The organism is Spiroplasma culicicola AES-1 (assembly GCF_000565175.1).
Classification (GTDB): Bacteria; Bacillota_I; Bacilli_A; order Mycoplasmatales; family Mycoplasmataceae; genus Spiroplasma_A; species Spiroplasma_A culicicola.
The window spans coordinates 847,271-866,404 of record NZ_CP006681.1 but is presented as its reverse complement, the minus strand read 5'-3'; the positions used below and the strand labels follow the sequence as shown (position 1 = coordinate 866,404).

14 protein-coding genes are annotated in these 19,134 nt (G+C 27.3%); 13 read left to right on the top strand and 1 reads right to left on the bottom strand.

Annotation, left to right across the window (positions count from 1 at the left end):
* Positions 1-13 precede the first annotated feature (13 nt).
* A complete protein-coding gene (locus SCULI_RS03975; protein WP_025363350.1) occupies positions 14-490 on the bottom strand; it encodes a hypothetical protein in 477 nt (158 codons plus the stop codon).
* 65 nt (positions 491-555) lie between these two features.
* Here SCULI_RS03975 and oppB point away from each other — a divergent pair, with 65 nt between their 5' ends.
* The 13 genes from oppB (at position 556) to ileS (ending at position 19,133) form a co-directional block, all read left to right on the top strand.
* On the top strand, positions 556-1,776 hold the full coding sequence (oppB, locus tag SCULI_RS03970; protein WP_025363349.1) for an oligopeptide ABC transporter permease OppB: 1,221 nt from the start codon (positions 556-558) through the stop codon (positions 1,774-1,776).
* A gap of 12 nt (positions 1,777-1,788) precedes the next feature.
* A complete protein-coding gene (gene oppC, locus SCULI_RS03965; RefSeq protein WP_025363348.1) occupies positions 1,789-2,748 on the top strand; it encodes an oligopeptide ABC transporter permease OppC in 960 nt (319 codons plus the stop codon).
* A gap of 11 nt (positions 2,749-2,759) precedes the next feature.
* Positions 2,760-4,547 (top strand): oligopeptide ABC transporter ATP-binding protein OppD, encoded by a 1,788-nt coding sequence (oppD, locus tag SCULI_RS05805; RefSeq protein ID WP_025363347.1) that lies wholly within the window; start codon positions 2,760-2,762, stop codon positions 4,545-4,547.
* Between the two features lie 7 nt (positions 4,548-4,554).
* On the top strand, positions 4,555-6,705 hold the full coding sequence (oppF, locus tag SCULI_RS05800; RefSeq protein WP_025363346.1) for an oligopeptide ABC transporter ATP-binding protein OppF: 2,151 nt from the start codon (positions 4,555-4,557) through the stop codon (positions 6,703-6,705).
* A 32-nt stretch (positions 6,706-6,737) separates the two neighbouring features.
* Positions 6,738-8,984, top strand: a complete 2,247-nt coding sequence (locus tag SCULI_RS03950) for an ABC transporter substrate-binding protein (protein WP_025363345.1) — start codon at positions 6,738-6,740, stop codon at positions 8,982-8,984.
* A gap of 77 nt (positions 8,985-9,061) precedes the next feature.
* Positions 9,062-9,979, top strand: coding sequence for an alpha/beta hydrolase (locus SCULI_RS03945; RefSeq protein WP_025363344.1), 918 nt, complete (start codon positions 9,062-9,064; stop codon positions 9,977-9,979).
* A gap of 21 nt (positions 9,980-10,000) precedes the next feature.
* The gene (locus SCULI_RS03940; protein ID WP_025363343.1) at positions 10,001-11,314 is read left to right on the top strand and encodes an ATP-binding cassette domain-containing protein; all 1,314 of its coding nucleotides are present in this window, start codon (positions 10,001-10,003) and stop codon (positions 11,312-11,314) included.
* A gap of 33 nt (positions 11,315-11,347) precedes the next feature.
* Positions 11,348-12,328 (top strand): ABC transporter permease, encoded by a 981-nt coding sequence (locus SCULI_RS03935; protein WP_025363342.1) that lies wholly within the window; start codon positions 11,348-11,350, stop codon positions 12,326-12,328.
* Positions 12,329-12,349: 21 nt separating this feature from the next.
* Positions 12,350-13,360 (top strand): hypothetical protein, encoded by a 1,011-nt coding sequence (locus SCULI_RS03930; RefSeq protein ID WP_025363341.1) that lies wholly within the window; start codon positions 12,350-12,352, stop codon positions 13,358-13,360.
* Positions 13,361-13,363: 3 nt separating this feature from the next.
* Positions 13,364-14,218: a MurR/RpiR family transcriptional regulator gene (locus SCULI_RS03925; RefSeq protein ID WP_025363340.1), complete on the top strand. Its 855-nt coding sequence runs from the start codon at positions 13,364-13,366 to the stop codon at positions 14,216-14,218.
* Positions 14,218-14,547: a hypothetical protein gene (locus tag SCULI_RS03920; protein WP_025363339.1), complete on the top strand. Its 330-nt coding sequence runs from the start codon at positions 14,218-14,220 to the stop codon at positions 14,545-14,547. The genes SCULI_RS03925 and SCULI_RS03920 overlap by 1 nt, the downstream gene beginning before the upstream one ends.
* 46 nt (positions 14,548-14,593) lie before the next feature.
* Complete coding sequence (locus SCULI_RS03915) at positions 14,594-16,168, top strand: hypothetical protein (protein ID WP_025363338.1); 1,575 nt, start codon at positions 14,594-14,596, stop codon at positions 16,166-16,168.
* Positions 16,169-16,424: 256 nt separating this feature from the next.
* Entirely contained in the window at positions 16,425-19,133 is a 2,709-nt protein-coding gene (ileS, locus tag SCULI_RS03910) for an isoleucine--tRNA ligase (RefSeq protein WP_025363337.1), read from the top strand.
* Position 19,134 lies beyond the last annotated feature (1 nt).

Below are 19,134 nucleotides of genomic sequence, written 5' to 3'. Positions count from 1 at the left end.
ACGTTTTGTTTTTTTATAATACTATTCAAAAAATAATACTTACAATCAATAATATCAAACTAGTAAATAGAATTATTTTAGAAATACGGCGATTTCTCGCCTCTTCTTCAGTAAAAGTTGGTTGATATCTTCTACGTGAATCATTATAGAATTTAGCAGAATTATTATTTCTGATAAATCCCATAATGAGTGCTGTAAACAATAAGATTGCTCCACTAGCTGTTGTAAAATACTCTGTTTTACTGATATCTTTCAACCCAAAGATTGCGATGATAAAACTCAACCCAACGAGTGTTGCACTGATTAGAACAATTAGTATATAATCAATTAGGTTAAGCCTCTTTGCATTATTATAATCGTATTCACGATTTAAAAAGTCGGTTTGGACATCCTTTACGATGTCTTCAACTTCTTGCTTATGGGCTAGTCGATTCTGTTTTGAAAGATCTTTCAATTGTTTATTTAAAGAATCTTTATTATTTCGTTTCATGTTACACCTCTATACAAATATTATAGTAGAAATTGGTGAGATATGATTAGTAGAAAGGACTTGTTATGGAAAACAATTCAAAAAACGCAATTCCAGGTGACCTCGAAAGTTTAATGGATAGCGTATCGCTAGACGATGAAGTTAAAAGTAGTAAGAAATCTATTTTTGAAACTATTTCATATAATTTTTCAAAGTTTAATAGTTCAAGAATTGAATTTCTTCAAAAAACACCTTTATTGAGCTATTCAATAAAAAGAATTCTGTATGCATTTGTAACCCTTTACCTTGCAGTAATTGTTATGTATGCATTACTAAGATTTGTAACTCCAGATACTGTTTATATTTCTGACTTAGATTTAGGTAAGTTAGGTATTAAAGTTGGTTCTGATGAGTATTACACTTTAATTGATAATAGAAAAAAAATATATGGAGCTTATGGACCATTAATTTCTCAAATATTTATATATTTAAGAAATATTACACCATTTATTCCAAAAGAAATTATTCTAAATCCAGTAATTGATTCAGCAGGTAATGTAACTGGTGATCCAACAACTATGTGATTTTATCTTGGAGTAATATTTGGAAAAGCTACAGGTTTACAACAAGGAAGTCTTGTACAAGACGCTTTTAAAGAAGCTATCCCAGTATCATTTAAATTGGGAGGATTAGCAGTATTATTATCATATTTATTAGGAGTTCCTTTAGGAATTCTGGCCGCTAAAAATAAAGAAAAATGAAAAGATTCAGCAATTAATGGTACAAGTTTAATTATTTCTGCAATTCCTGCATTAGTAATTATTAAATTGCTTTATGAAATGTCAATTTATTATTTTGGAGCAGGAGCACGTTGAGAGGACTCAACAGTATTTACAAAAATGTTCCCATTAATTGGAGTAATGTTATTGATTATGCCAATGATCATTGTTAACACACGTAGATTTGTAATTGATGAAATGACTTCAGATTATACAAAATTTGCAATGTCAAAAGGTTTAAGCAGTAGATATGTGTTTTATGTACATATCTTTAGAAATGCTGGAATCAGAATGATCAAAACTGTACCAGAAATTTTCATTGTAACTTTATTTGGATCAAGTATCTTGGTAGAGCAACATTGAGTTGTTCCAGGGATGAGTAAATTTATTCTTTATGGAATAGCAGATAGAGATACATTCTTGATTTTAGGATATATCTTCGTATCAGCTTCAGCAGGAGTATTTTCAAGTTTAATTGGAGATTTACTATTAGCTGTACTTGACCCAAGAATAAAACTAACAAAATAGAAGGAGATTGTTATGACACATTCATATTTAACAGAACAAGAAATTATGGCAATTGATCCTTCTCTATTTAGAGTAGTTGGTTCAAGCCATGAAATTTCAGAAAGAATTACTTCTAAACCATATAGTTATTGAAAATCTGTATTTAAAAGAATGAGCAAAAGCCCAACATTTGTAATATCTGCAATTTTATTAGTTATTGTTGTTGCAATGGCATGTATTATTGGAATTGCAAATCCAGCAGCGGGAGTTAATCCAGGTGCAATCCTTGAAGGACCATCAGCAAATCATTGATTTGGAACTGATGAATATGGAGATGATTTATGAATTAAAATCTGAGTTGGAACAAAAACAACTTTAATCTTTACGGTTTTAATTGCATCAATTCAAATCTTCTTAGGAATACTAATTGGATCAATTTGGGGATTTTATTCTAAATTAGATATTATGTTCATTGAATTTACAAGATTCTTATCATTAATTCCTTCATTGGTACTATGATTGACAGTTATCTTTTTATTTAATGAAAAATCAATTACAGTCCTTGTAATTGGAATCTCTCTAACAAGTTGAATTGCTTTAGCATCAGTTATTAGGGTTCAAATTCTTTTAACAAAAAATACAGAATACAATATTGCTTCAAAAGTTTTAGGAACAAGTGGTCCTAAAATTATTAGAAAAAACATTATGCCAAAAATCTTGCCAATTGTTATTCAAACTTCAACATTTGCAATACCAAATGCAATTGCAATTGACTCATTACTTACTTACTATGGATTTGGATTTATTCCAGCAACAGATAGTACAAAAGCATCATTGGGATCAATTTTAAATAACGTATTTGCAGGTACAGGGTGACAAATTGCACCACACTTAATTATAGTTCCAGTTGCATTTATTGCAGGAATCTCACTAATATTCTTCCTTGCAGGAAAAGTATTTGCCGATTCATTGGACCCAAAAACACATAGATAGGACAAGAAATTATGAACAAGGAAAATAGAGTATTATCAGTTCGTGATTTGGAAGTAAAATTCCAAGTTAGAAGTAATATCCTTACAGCTATAAGAAAAGTTAGCTTCGACGTTTATGATGGTGAAATTCTTGCTATTGTTGGTGAATCTGGGAGTGGTAAGTCAGTTGTTACAAAAACATTTACAGGAATGTTAGAAGCAAATGGTTGAATTAGCCAAGGATCAATTGTTTATAGACCAACTCAAGAAGCAATTGAAGATCCAAAAGCATATTTTAAAAGCGCAGTAGATTTAGTAAACTTACAAAAACCACTTATTTCAGATGATGTGGTTAAATTTGTATCAAAAAGAAATAATAAAGTAGTCAAAAAATTATTAAACAAAATTAAAGAGTATAAAACATATAATCCAATTACTTTAGATGAAAGCGAAGATAAAGGAATTACTGAAGGGTTATACACTGAAACAATTGCAAAAAATATTGCAACTAATGAGCAAAAATTACAAGATGCTAAAAATAAATTAGCTATTTGAAAAGAAAAAATTGAATTTGCTGGAAACAATAGAGTATTTAAAAAGATTGCTTTATTGGAAAACGAAATCAAAGAATTAGAATTTGTAAGAACAATTATTGACTCAAAAGAAGTAAGAAATCAAGCAATTGCAAATGTTTTTGAAGAAATTAATCTTATTAATCAAGACACTGCAAAGGTAAGACCTTTAAGCATGTCTGAAAGAATGAAAGTGAAAAAAATCATTAAACATGTAGAAACTTTTATCGAAACAAAAGTTGCTTTTGATGAAGAAACAAAGTTAATGATTAAACAGTATTTCAAGAAAAGATATACATTAACAAGATTTGAAAGCGAATTAAAAGATCTTGTAAATGAAATTATTGAAAATAATAGTATTAATGAAGAACATTTTAACAATATTTTATTAGACTGAAAGAAAATTGAACATTCAAGTTTAGTAAATAAACTTAGAGCAGCCAAAGAAATTAGACAATTGCGTGGTAAAACAATTGCCACAATTTTCCAAGATCCAATGACTTCACTTAACCCACTATTAACAGTAGGGTTCCAAATTTCTGAAGTATTGAGAAAACAATTGGGAATGAGCAAAAAAGAAGCAAAAGCAGAAGCAATTGAATTATTAAGAAAAGTGGGAATTCCAAATCCTGAAAAACGTTATAACGATATTCCAGGAAGATATTCTGGAGGGATGAGACAAAGAGTTGTTATTGCAATTGCATTAGCATGTAGACCAAAAGTCTTAATTTGTGATGAACCAACAACTGCATTGGATGTTACTATCCAAGCACAAATCTTAAAATTAATTAAGGATTTACAAAAAGAATATAACTTCTCTGTAATTTTTATTACTCACGACTTAGGAGTTGTTGCTTCAATTTCTGATAGAATTGCTGTTATGTATGCAGGTCAAGTTATTGAAATTGGAACTTCAAAAGATATTTTTGAAGATGCAAAACATCCATATACATGAGCATTACTTTCTTCTCTACCACAATTGGGAACAAAGGGAACAGACTTATATTCAATCGCTGGAACACCACCCTCATTATTTAACGGTATTGAAGGAGACGCTTTTGCACCAAGAAATGATTATGCACTTGAGTTAGATTATATTCATGAACCTCCAATGTTCAAAGTATCTGAAACTCACTATGCAAAAACATGATTGTTAGATAAAAGAGCACCAAAGGTTAAAAGACCTGAGCAATTAAATAACTTGAAACAAATTATTCAAGATTCTGCCAAAAAAACAACAAAGGAGTAGATTTATAATGTCACAACAAAAAGAACAATTCATAAATATACGAGATCTTGTGGTTGAATTTAGAAATAAAGGTAAAAAGTTTCAAGCAGTTAAAGGTGCAACATTCGATATCTACAAAGGTGAAATCTTTGGTTTAGTAGGAGAGTCTGGTAGTGGAAAGACTACAATTGGACGTGCATTGGTTGGAGTTCAACCTTTAAAAGATGGAACAGTTTACTTAGAAAATCAAACTATTGCTGGAAAACCTACAAGTTTATATGTTTTAAATAAAGAAATTTATAAAAGATTAAAAAATATTGATACTAAACTTTCACTTTCAACAGTTTATTTAAATAATTTTATTAAAAACTTAAAAGCAACTTATGAAAATTACAAGTTGAATCCAGATAAATTTACAAGTGAACATATTGCAAAGGTTTTTAAAAGTAGTAAAATTGCTTTTATTGACAATATGTTCTTAGAAAACTTGAAATATGTCAACAGAATTATTAAATACTTTGACAGAATTAATCAATTTACTGATGGAATTCATAATTTTATTCCTGAAATTTCACCAAAACTTGAAAAATCAATTATTATTAAAAACACAAGTACTAAAGAAGCTGTATTTGAAATTAAAGAATTATTTGGTGTAATTTATAAATCAATTTTAAAAATTAATTCAAGAATTAAAACATTTAATAAAAAAGAAAGTGTTGATCTTGAAAGTTTATTAACTGAAATTTTTAAAGAATTGACAATTATGGTAAAAGAACATAAAGAAATTTTATCAAAAATTAAATATGTAATTGAATTAGAACATCAAAACTTAGCTCTTTCTGCACCATATGCAAAAAGAGAAAAATTTAGAGATTACTATAATCAACAAGTTTATGTAGATCGTCAAGCATTTTTAGATGAAGCAAAAAGACAAAAACAACTTTTAAGTGAACAAGAAAATCCAGATCAAAAGAAATTAAAAATTGTAGAATCACAATTGGCAGATTTTTGATCAAAAGATAATATTAACTTAAAAGCTTGTGAACAAATCATAAGCCATTTATCAAATAAAATTGAAAATATTGATAAAGTTGTTAGCACTTTAAAAAATACTAACTTTGAAAATAAATTGAAATCTATAATTGAAAATAATCAACAACTTAGTGAAGTACAAATTAACGAATTGAGTGTTGAATTAAAACATATTAATAAAATTGTTAAGAAAAATATCATGAAAGACGAAGAATCAATTCAACAATACAATGAATGAAAAGAAATTGTTGATGAAATGGATCCATTAGTCAGAGCAGATATTATTGAATTGACTGAATTCTTAGATTTACCTTCAATTGATGAAATTGTAAGAAATTCATATTTATTTGATTCACAAACAAAACAACAAAAACGTAAGAACAGAAGAGATGTTCAAATGATTTTCCAAGATCCAGGTAGTTCATTAAATGACAGAATGGCAATTGAAGAGATCATTGCTGAAGGTTTAGAAAACTTTACAGAGTTATATAAATCACCTGAAGCAATTGAACGTTATGTTCAAGAACGTAATGCTGAATTTCCAGATGAAAAAATTACAACTGAAAATGTTAAACCAGCAGATGTTAAAAAACATATTATTTTAAAATTAATTAAATCTGTAGGTTTATTACCAGAGCATTTATCAAGATATCCTCATGAATTTTCAGGAGGACAACGTCAAAGGGTGGGAATTGCAAGAAGTTTAGCAATGAGACCAAAAATTATTGTTGGAGATGAACCAATTTCTGCATTAGACGTTTCAATTAGAGCTCAAGTATTAAACTTATTTCAAAAATTTAAAGAAGAATATGATTTAACTTATCTATTTATTACTCACGACTTGTCAGTTGTTAGATTTATTGCAGATAGAATTGCAGTTATTTATCATGGACAAATCGTTGAACTTGCAGATGCAGAAGAATTGTTTACAAATCCACTACATCCATATACAAAATCATTACTAAGCGCAATACCAATTCCAGAACCAGAAATGGCTCGTCAAAAAGAATTGGAAGTATATAATCCAGAAGCAGAACATGCTGATTATATATTTGATATTCCAGAGTTTGTTGAGGTTAAACCAGGACATTTTGTTCATGCAAACTCAAGAGAGTTAAAAGAAATTAAGAAATTAATTAAAAAATAGCTTGCTCAAAAAATAAGAAAGAGGTAAAAACTATGGCTTTTACAAGCAAAAAATTATTGTCTAGTTTAGCACTTGCATCAATGGTATCAATGACTGCTGCCAATGTTGTTGCTTGTGGATTTACACTAGACAGAATTATTGAAAGAGAACAAAGAACAAACGTTTTAAATAATACTTTTGCTTACTCTGTAACAAGCTGAAATACAGCTTATACAATGCAAGCAGAAGATCAAAAGGTGTTAGCAAATGTATTTGCAACACCATTAGCGCGTGATGAATATCAAAGAACATATGGAGATATTTTTGAATCAAATGAAGATTTAAGTAGTGATTTAGTAGGACAAACAAATGATTCAATTACTTGAAATTACACAATTCGTAAAAATGCAGTTTGAACAAATCCTGAAAATACTGCAGAAAAGGAAAACATTAAATTTGGAGATTTTTGAAATGCTGCAGAATTTGTTTTAAAATCATCAATTACAGGTTCACAAACATCAAGTTTATGAAAAAGTTTTATTGTTGGAGCTGAAGAAATTGCTAGTTTTTATGATCAAAAAGATGAAAATGGTAATAATTTAAACGGGCATTATTCTTTAGAAGAAGCAATTGAAAAAATTCGTGAAACTAATAGTAATTTTGTTTTTGGTCTATCAAGTGGATCACAAAATGCTAGAGATATGAATTCAGATAAAGTAACATTTACTTTAATTAAACCTGCTCCATATTTTGAATCATTATTATGTTATTCAGTTTTTTCTCCAATTCACGAAACTGCAAGAAAAAATCATGTTCCAAATTTCAAAGATACATGGTATTCAGGAGCATATATTCCAACTAAAGTTAATGGTATTTCAATGATGACTTTAGAAAAAAATGAAAATTATCATTTTAAAGAAAAAGCTACAATTGATAAAATTAATTATAAATTCTTATCAAAAGCTGGAGCTGGAGCTGCAAGAACTTTATTTGAATCTGGAGATACAACTGGATTTACAGTAAGTAGTGCTGATGCAGCTGGGTGAAAAAGATATATTGGAGATGATTTAGATAATCCTGCATTTAATCAAATGTATGATGTACCAAGTTTAGATGCAACTTCAACATTTGTTATGTATTTCAACTCATATAATTCAAGAATGGATGAACCAGGAGCTGATAGTAAATATCAATCAGCAAGTAAATTACTTCAATCAAAAGCTGCAAGACAATTCATTGCAACGAACTTAGATAGAAGTCAATTTGTTAAATATTATTCAGAAAAATTTGATGGTGGTTCTGAAACTTCAAAAATGATTAGAAACCTTTTCACAGCTCCAGGAATGGCAGCTGTTGGTACAAAAGAATATTATGATTATGCAGAAGAGGCACTTTTAGATCTTGCAAAAACAAATCAAGGAACATTAACAGAAGATGATTTGAATTTAGCAGATGGTAATGAGATGCTTTTAGGAAAATCAGAGTGATATACTGGTGATACAAACGAAACTCTAATTAAAGAAATTCAAGATTTTATAAAAGAAAATAATCTTAAAACAACTGGGGGTAAAGTTCAATTAGAATATTTAACTAACCCAGAACATAACAGTACATTAAATCCAGCAATTGGTAGAATGTTTACTAAATTTAATAGTATTGCAAATAATCCAATTCAAATTGTAGTAACAGAAGCAACTTCTGAATCAGACTATAATGCTTTAAAAACTGCTGGTAAATTTGATTTATTTAATGGTGGATGAGGTCCCGATTTTGCAGACCCAAGTACATTCTTGGCAACAACAACAATTGGAGGAGATTTAGATAGTTATACAGGAACAATGAAATCAATTGTTTCAAATGGAACTTCAAATGAAATAATTGATAAATTAGAAACTTCTGAATCAGCAGAGTTTGTTGAAGCATATCAAAACTATACAGATAACTTTAAAGAAACAGATGTAAATGTTACTTCAGATATGAATCAAAGACTTACTGAATTTGCACAGGAAGAAGTAAAATTCTTGTATGAAGATTTCTTAATGATTCCTTTCTATACTAGAGCTGCTCCAAAAAACTACCAAGTTTCTCACGTGATGCCTTATACTGCATCATATGATAATATGTATGGAGTATCTGCTTATAAAGAGTTTACAAAAAAAATATCTAAAACTCTTCCTACAGCAGAGCAACTTAAAGAAGCTACTGAATATTGACAAAATTATCTAAAATTTATTGAAGAAGATGAAAATAAAGGAAAAGACGATAATATTTTCTGAGATATAAATAAAAATTATAATTAATAAAACATGAAAACATATTCTCTTAAAACAGAATATGTTTTTTTATATTAAAATAAATAGTAAAAGGAGAGAAAAACATGAATGAAAAAATAATGAAGGGTCTAATTAAAGTAATTAATTCAACAAATATCGATAGTAAGTTTTTATATGCTCGATATAAAATTGAACAAATTTTAAATTTATTTACTGAATCACTTTTAACACTTACAAATAATAAGAAAATTATTTGTAATCAAACATCACAATGACAAAATGGAGAGATTAATGGTTTAAAATATATCTATCATTTAAATAATAAAAAAACTAATAAATGAATTATTTCTCTCCATGGATATCGCTCTTCAAAAGAATCTAGTGCTCTATCTGCATGAATGTTTGATGACTTAGGCTACAATATTTTGGCTTTTGATTTTTTAAATCATGGTCAATCTCGTGAAGGGATTGTGACCCTTGGAGTCAATGAATTAGAAAGTTTGAAAACAATTGTTGAAGAAGTTATCAATAAGTTTAATCCAGATCAAATTGGTTTGATTGGATTTAGTATGGGTGCTCATACTCTAAATTTATTTGCATTAACTGAAAGTAAATACAAAGATAAAATTAGCTTTGCTATTTCAGATTCAACTTATTTTGATGTTCATGATGTTTTTGCAATTCTTTTAGAAGCAAATGTTCCTTATTTAAAAGTAGGGTTTAAAAAAATTGTTTCAAATTTAATAATTCAATATAAAAAAGATTATAATATTGATATTGATAGATATGATATTAATAATTTAATTGAACAAAAAACTTCAACTTTTCCAATCTTGTATATTCATTCTAAAAAAGATTTAGTTACAAGTTATAAAGATTCACAAAAGTTTTTTGATTTAAGAAAAACAATTTCATCAAATGATGACATTTTAATTTTTGAAACAGGAGCTCATGTTCAAACTCAAATTGAACATACAGAAGAGTATTTAGATAAAGTAAAATCATTTATTAATGACAAATAAGGAAAGGAGAGACATTTTTATATGAACCCAAAAGATTTATTAGTAGAATTAGAAAATGTCTCAAAAATTTTCAATCAAAAAGTATGAGCAATTAAAAAAATTAATTTAAAAATTTATCGTGGTGAAGGAATTGCAGTAATTGGTCCAAATCAATCAGGAAAGACTGTTTTGGGAAGGTTAATTGCTAATCAAATTAAACAAACTGGGGGTATCATTGAATATAATTTTAATCGTGGTGATGCTTTTAGCTCAATTGGTTTTCAGTTTAGACAAACAACATGACCAGAAGGTTTTAAAGTAAAAGAAGTTGTTGAATTATATAAAAATATTTATGATATTCAAGATGAAGGATGATTAGACGAACTATCAAATGTTTTTCAAGTTGCTCCTCGTCTTGATAAAACTCTAAATTCATGTAATCGCTCATGATTGCAATTATTTGCTTTGTATTTAGCTTTTTTACATAAACCTGAATTAATTGTTTTAGATGAAGTGTCAAATACAATTGGTCTTGATATGAAAACTAAAGTAATTAACTTTTTAAAAAAATATAAAGAAGAACATAATGCAACTTTTGTAATTATGTCACCTGACAACTCATTATTTGAAGCACTATGTTCAAGAATTATTGTTATGGAATCTGGTTTAGTTTTATCTGATGACTATGTTGATCAATGAAGCGAAGGAGAAAACTTTGAAATTTATACTACAAAGTTAATGAACGCAATTGAAGAACAACAAACACAATTAAAACCAGATCCAGTTTTTAAACCAATTTTAAGAAAATTTGAAAATAAACTGTCTAAGTTTAATGAAGTTTATGACAAATTTATTAATAATGAACAAGTCAGTGCACTTATTGAAGAAGATAGCATAGTAATTAAAATTAAAAACATTAATTTTCACGTGCAAGAATTATTAAGTCGAATGAATATTTTAGCTTCAAGTGCTTTGAGTAAAACAAATATTGATAATGTAAAGATTGAAAATAAATTACTATTAAAACTTATTAAAAAGTTAGTTCGTCTTAATAAAAAAAATCACAAAAGTGAAGAATATACTTTAAAAAAACCAGTAAACCAATTTTTAAAAGGGATTGAAAGTTTTACAAAATATTTAAGAGTTGATATTCATGATACTTTTAAAAATAATAAAGTTATAGTTTATGGAAATGAAATTACAGCTGAATTATCTAAAAAAGAGATGACTCAATTGCGTTTCTTAAAGAAAAAATATATTCAAGAAGAAATCAGAATTATGAAATTAGAGGCAAGAATTTTAAAACGCCAAGAAAGAATTCGTCAAATAGATGAAAAAAATAAAGTAATTGATTAATTGTTAATTTAAATAAGAGAAGGGAGTAATGATGTGAGAAATAAATGAAGTTTATTTAAACAAATCTGAGTTTTACAATTCGAAAACTATAAAAAAGATATTTTTAATTTATTTTCTGGTTGAATTATTACATTAATTACTTTGCTTGTTTGATTAACATTTAAAGAAACTGGCAGTGATCAGGGTTTAAATTATGATAAATTCGTTTTAGCAAGTGCCCTTGGAGTTTGTGGAATTAGAAACTGTTTATTTAATTTTATTCGTACGATTTACGAATATAAAAACACTCAATTTTTTGACAAAGTGTTTTCAAGTAATATTTCTAAAAGCTTTGTCTTTTTTACAATGATTTTATTTAATCAAGTAGCAAATATTATTGTAACTATGGTGCTATTTTTAATAGCAATGTTGTATTCAGACCAAAGAGCAGCAGTTGTTGATGTTAATTGATGATTATTTTTATCTGGATATTTATTATTACTAATTATGTCTAATGCCTTTGCATTTATTATTTCATTTTTAACTAAAAAATTAGAATGAGCACATGTTATAGGAAACGTTTACTATTTTGGATCAGTTTATTTATTGGGACTGGGAATTCCATATAATGAGTTACAAAAAATTGATGCCATTATTTATATAAGTTACATTTTTCCACAAAGGTATGTTTTAAATATTATGGCAAGTGGATGGATTAATGATCCAAAAATGCAAGAAGTTGATTTTGGATATCACGACCAATTGTGAATCCCATATTTAGTAGCATTAGTAATTATTGCAATTTCTTTTATGATTTTGTATTTTATTTTTAAACATGCTTTTGAATTTGAAAATCGCAGATATAAGCAATATATTAATAAAAATAAGCATCTGGGAATTATTTATTCTATTAAACGAACTACAAGTATTGATGAATTAAATGAACTTGTAAAAGTAAAAGATTCAGTCAACAAAAGTTATAAAGAATTACAAAATCAATATAAAGAATTGCGCAAAAAGCAGCATAAAGAATAGTAATTAAAAGAGGTGAAAGAAATGAAAAAAGAAACAAAAGTTTTTGTTAAAAAACAGTCAAAGATGTTTTTTAGTTTTTATAAATTATCTTTAATTACTTTTTTTAGTTCACCAATAAATATTTTCTTGGGAATAATTTTAATGCACTTTATTTTATTTATGTGATTAATGTATCGAGAAAATGATCCATTTATTCTTGCTTCTGCAGTTGGAGCAATGGTTGTTAGAAATTCAATGCACTTATTTTATCGTGGTCTAACTGCACATAAAAGTAGTGGATTTGCAATGATGATTAGATATACACCTGCTCATCCCCTAATTAGACCAATAGCTAATATTGTTGCAAATTTTACTATTAATTTAGTTTTAATTATTGTAATGATTGGTTCAACTTTATTAATTTATCCAAGTCAAAAAGCAATTATTGGAAATGTCAATTGAAATATGTTTCTAACAGCTACATTTTTATTATGATTTTTAACTGTTTTGATCAGTTATACAACATATCGCTTTGTTGAAGATTCAACAAAAGGAATGATTATTGTTAATTTAATTTATGTTTTAGCCTATAACCTATTGGGTTGTGCTTATCCTTATCATATTATTGCTAATTATTCTTGGTTAAATACTATTTTATATTTTTTTCCTTTACGCTACATGATGAACGTTATGCAAGCTGGATGAGTAAATGCTACAAATCTTGTTTATACTGGTAATCCTGAATATGAAGTTGATTGACATTTAGGGCAAAATCTAGCTATTCCTTACTTAATTACACTTACATTTATTTTAATATTTCTAATATTGTTAATAGTAGTTATAATAATAAAGGTCAATAACAATAAAAAGGACAATTATGGTTCAAATATTGTTTTAAAATTATCAACTAAGTATATTAGAGATATTAAAAGATGTACTAGTTTTGAAGAAATCAAAGAACTAAGAAAAAATCATCTTGAAGAAATGGGATATCGTTTAGATAATGAAGATGACTTAAAAATTGATTTTAAAAAGAAAAAGATAAAGGGGTAGTTTATGAAAATAATTAACTTAGATTCTGCAAAATTAAATGCAACAGAAGAGGCCATTGTAAATCAAATTAATAGCAATCCAGACTATTTTTGCAGTCATTCTATTCAAGAAGTTTCAAAAGCAAGTAATGTCAGTCCAAGTACAATGACAAGAGTTTGTCAAAAGTTAGGTTTTAAAAGTTTTAAATCAACTCAAATGTTTGTATATGAAAAATCAAGAATGCAATCTGAATATTATAAATTGGGAGAAAATAAAACTGTTCAACAAATCATTCATAATGTTAGAGGAGGAGCTTTATTTACAATTAATGAAACTTTAACTGCTTTAGATCCAGTATTGGTTGAAGAAATTGCTAAAAGAATTTATTCTTCAAAAAGAGTAATTGTATTTGGTCTTGAACAACAACAAACTTCTGCAAATTCATTTGTTTTAAATTTGGCAAGAATTAATATTGACGCAACTCGTGTTTCAAATATTCATACATTTGCACAGCGTGCTGTTTTCTTTAATAAAACAGATTTTTGTGTTTTTATTACAAGAACAGGGTGAACTAAAGAAATTATTGAGTCAATTAAATGAACTCACAATAAAGGAATTCCTTTATTAATCTTGACAACAGATACAGATACTACAAGAGATTTAATTGGTGAAGAATGTGCCAAAGCTGCATATATCATTGAAACTCAAACATTGAATATGGATAAAATTAAATATCCTTCAATTTCTTCTGTTCCAGGTGAGATGATCATCTTTGACGTTTTATTTAATATTATTGTTGGTTTAAATGAAGAGTTTAGAGAGAAATTTGAAAAGACAAGTGAAATTTCTCTAAATTGAAATTTTGAGGGTCATTTATAATGTCAGAAAAAGAATTATTAGAAAAAATTGAGCAATTAGAATTGAAATTAGAATCATTTCATCAAAAAGAAAACTACATTAATAATGGAGTCTTAAAAACTAAAGAAATTTATGAAGTTGCTCGTCACAATTCAGAAAGAATTATTATTAAAACTATTGATATTGCTTATGGTTTAAAGCAAAAATTAGAAGAGATATTAAAGGATTTAACACTTGAAACTTCTTCAAGTGAAAATATAAAACAACATATTAAAGAAATTAATACTATTTTGTATAATAAAGAAGAAATCAAAGAAATTAGTAAAAAGATAGTAGATTCTATTAAATAGGCTAATTTTTGTTTATAATATAATTGTTTAAAAAGGAGAAAATCATATGAAAAAGTTACTTAATTTAATGGCTGTTCTAAGTTTAAGTGCTAGTACAACAACATTAACTGTTTCTTGTTTTGGAAATAGTGCAAAATCAATTACTTCATATGGTTTTAATGTTAAAGACATTGTTGTAGGTGAACCAACACAAAGAGCTTTAATTTTAGCATTAATAGAAAAAAATGCAGATATCAATAATTTATCTGATAAAGAACTAGAAATGTTTGCAAGTATAACTTTTGAGAATTTTCAAAAACAAGAAAATTCAAATGATAAATGAACTGCGAGAATGAAAGGGGCAGCTCTTTCTAATATAACAACTGGAGCAGTAACAATTCAATTTAGAGTAGATGAATCACTGTTAACATATGAAACTGAAGAAACAAAAAATATGTTAACTGGTTTTTGATACGGCTGAGGTAATGGTGGTACTACAGCACAATTACAAAATTTAAATTCTAATTGAGCAGAGGAAGCAACAGTTGTTGGAAGCGATCGTAAGTATGAAGAAGACTATCATAAATATGACATTATTAATTTAGCCTATGCTGTTGCTGCCGAATATAATCCAGCATTTGATTTATGAGTTAATGGTAATGAAAATATTTGTACATTAAATCCTGAATCTTTAATTGCTGTTGAATCAGAAGGACAATGAAAAGATACAACATGTAAAAAAGAATACGCAGGTCAAAGTCTTCTAACTGCAAGAGAATCAGGAAACCAGGATATTAAATATACTGCCTCAATTGGAGGTTCAAGTGCAGATCGTATGATTTTCAAATGAAATCAAAAAGATGAAGTTAAACAAAGTATTGAGACTAATTTAATTGAAAGATATCAATTAAATGGTATTGATTTAAACCTTGCTGGTAAAGCAATCCATGATAAAACTACAAAAGCAGTATTTTCTCAAGTTTTACGTGAGATCAAATTAGAACATTGAATTAAGGGAGAAGAATTCTTAATTTCACTAACTACTACATTTGATGGATTAAAAAAATCAAATTATGATATTAAAGGAATGACTTATTGGGATTTAATTGATAGCTTTAATGGTTATTCTGATACTATTGCACCTTCTACATTTAATATATTTGAAGGTTTTAGTTTTACTATGCTAGAAGATATAAAATTAAAAGAAGTTGTTAAAACTGGTGAAGATACATGAAAAAGAGAAGAAGTTGCATATAAACGTGGAGATAAAATATCAAGAACAATTATTAGTCAAAAATCTGGTTTTATGTATGCATATATGAAATCATTGACAAATTCACTTTGATCAAATGCTAATGGGATTAAATATTTAGGTGATCAAGCTTCACTTCAAGTAAACATTAATATTTCTGGTGAACCTGGAGAGGATGAAACTGGTTTATTTAAAACCAATTTCCATTATGCAAATTTTATTGAAGCATTTAAAAATTTATTACCTGAAGAACAGGAAAAATTTATTGGATTTAGTGGTATGTTTGTAAATGATAATGAATTTGCAGATGAAGAAAAACAAGGTTGACTATATAAAAAATATGAAGAAGCCTTTATAGATAAAAAATGACAAAATTCAGAAAACGAATAAGACAAGGTTTTATAGTTTCGTTTTTTCAGAGAGTTAGTGGGTGGTGTGAACTAACAAGACGAATATAAAATTATCACTTATTTTAATTAGGAGAAGAACAGATTTAAATTAATCTTAGTAGAACTCTTGCGGTGTTCGCGTTATAGAACAAAAAAGATGTGCATTATTTTTTAATATGCATAACTAAGGATGGCACCGCGATCATACGCTCCTTTATATAGGGAGCGTTTTTTTAATTTAAGGAAGGAAAATAATTATGGAAAAAAATTATAAAGAAACATTATTAATTCAGCAAACAAATTTTGATATGAAGGCAGATTTAAAAACAAAGGAACCAAATATTGAAAAAACTTGATTAGAGCAAGATATTTATAATCAAAAAATTGCTTTAAATTCAAAAAAATCATCATTTACTTTACATGATGGTCCCCCATATGCAAATGGAAATATTCATGTTGGTCATGCATTAAATAAAATTTTAAAAGACTTTATTGTAAGATGAAAAAACTCAACGGGATTTAACTCACAATATATTATGGGGTGAGATACTCATGGGTTACCAATTGAGACAGCTGTTACAAAAACTGGAGTTGATCGCAAATCAATGCCAGCAGCCGAATTTAGAAAATTATGTGAAGCTTATGCACTAGAACAAGTTGAAAACCAATGCAACCAATTTAAAAGACTTGGTATTTTTACAGATTATGATAAAAAATATATTACTTTAACCCATGATTATGAAATTAGTCAATTGAGATTATTTGCAAAAATGGTTGAAAAAAAATTAGTTTATCGTGATTTAAAACCAATTTATTGATCGCCTTCTAGTGAATCTGCATTAGCAGAAGCTGAAATTGAATATGCAGAAGTAAAATCACCAACAATCTTTGTGGCTTGTCCTATTATTGAAAATAATGATTTTGTTGATTCTCACTTAGTAATTTGAACAACAACTCCATGAACAATTCCTTCAAACCAATTAATTGCAGTGGGACAAGACATTGAATATAGTGAAATTATCAATAATGAAACTAATAAAAAATATATTTTTGCAACTAATTTATTAGCAAATGCAATGGAAACAATTGGGTGACAAGATTATAGTGTTGTTAGAACTTTATCTTCTTCAGAGTTACTAAACTTAAAATATCAACATCCTTGATTTGAAAATAAAACAGGATTTGTAGTAATTGGTCATCACGTAACTGATGAGGCTGGAACTGGTTTAGTTCATACAGCAGGGGGATTTGGAGAAGACGACTTTGCAATTGTTAATGCAAATGGAATTAAAGCATTTGCTCCAATTGATGATCAAGGAAAATTTGATGTTACAATTGAGGATTCACGTCTTGAAGGAGTTTTTTATGAAGATGCCAATAAAATTATTGGAGTTGAATTAGATAATAAAGGATTATTATTAAAACTTAAATTTGTAAAACATTCATATCCTCATGATTGAAGAACTAAAAAACCAGTAATTTATAGAGCAACTCATCAATGATTTGTAAGTTTAGAACCTGTTAAGGAAGAAATTGACAAAACTATTGTTGCAAATGTGACAACAAATCCAAGTTGATCAAAAGAAAGATTAAGAAATATTATTAAAGATAGAAATGACTGAACAATTAGTCGTCAAAGACTATGAGGAGTTCCTATCATTGCTTTTTATGATGCAAAAAAACAACCAATTATGGATATGGAAGCTATTAATTATGCAATTGAACAAATTGAAAAATTAGGGACAAATGCATGATTTGAAATGCCAACAGACACATTCTTGCCAGAAAAATATAAAAACCAAAATATTGAAAAAGAAAAAGATATTTTAGATGTATGATTTGATTCTGGAAGTTCAAATATTGCAATGCAAGAAAATTTTGGTTTACAAAGACCATTTGATGTTTACTTAGAAGGAAATGACCAATATCGTGGATGATTTAACTCATCAATGATTAACTCTGTTATTTATGATGGTAAACCAGCTTATAAACAACTTTTAACTCATGGAATGACAAATGATGAAAAAGGTAAAAAAATGTCTAAATCAATTGGAAATACAATTGATCCATTAGAAATTGCCAATGATTTGGGAAGTGATATTTTAAGATTATGAGTTTGTTCAACAGACTTTACTGATGATCAAAGAATTGGAAAAGAAATTTTAAAACAAATTGCTGAATCATATCGAAAAATTAGAAATACAATTCGTTTTATTCTTTCAAATCTTGTTGATTTTGATCCAATTAAAAATTATCAAACTCAATTAAGCGATGTTGATAAATTTGCATTGCATAATTTAACAGTTACAAAAGAAAAATTTATTGAAACTTTTGATAATTACAATTTTAATAATGCTTTTAAATTAATAAATAACTATGTGATTAATGATTTATCTTCATTTTACTTAGACTTTATTAAAGATATTATCTATGTTGAAGCACAAGATTCATTAAGAAGAAGACAAGTGCAAACTGTAATGTATGAACAATTGTGAATGTTAATTGATATGTTAAGAGCAATTATTCCTCACACAATTGAAGAAGTTTATCAAAATATTACAAATATTGATCACGAACAATCAGTTCATTTATTAGACGTTAAAATTCAAGATTTTAAACAATCTCAAGAATTTATTGAAATATGAAATAATGTTTTAAAATTGAGAGATGATGTCAATGAAGCTTTAGAAAAAGCAAGAAATGAAAAAATTATTAAAAAAGGATTTGAAGCAAAAATTAATATTACTTTAAAACCCCAATTTAGTGCTTTAAAAGATATTCAAGATTTAAGTCAAATCTTAATTGTTAATTCAATTGAATTTAATTCTGATTCAGATCAAGTAAATGGCACAATTGGAGATGTAAATGTTCAATTAAAAGAAGGGCAAAAATGTCAACGTTGTTGAGCAATTTTTGACCAACTAGTAGAAGACATCTGTCAAAGATGTTATGATGTAATTAATTAAG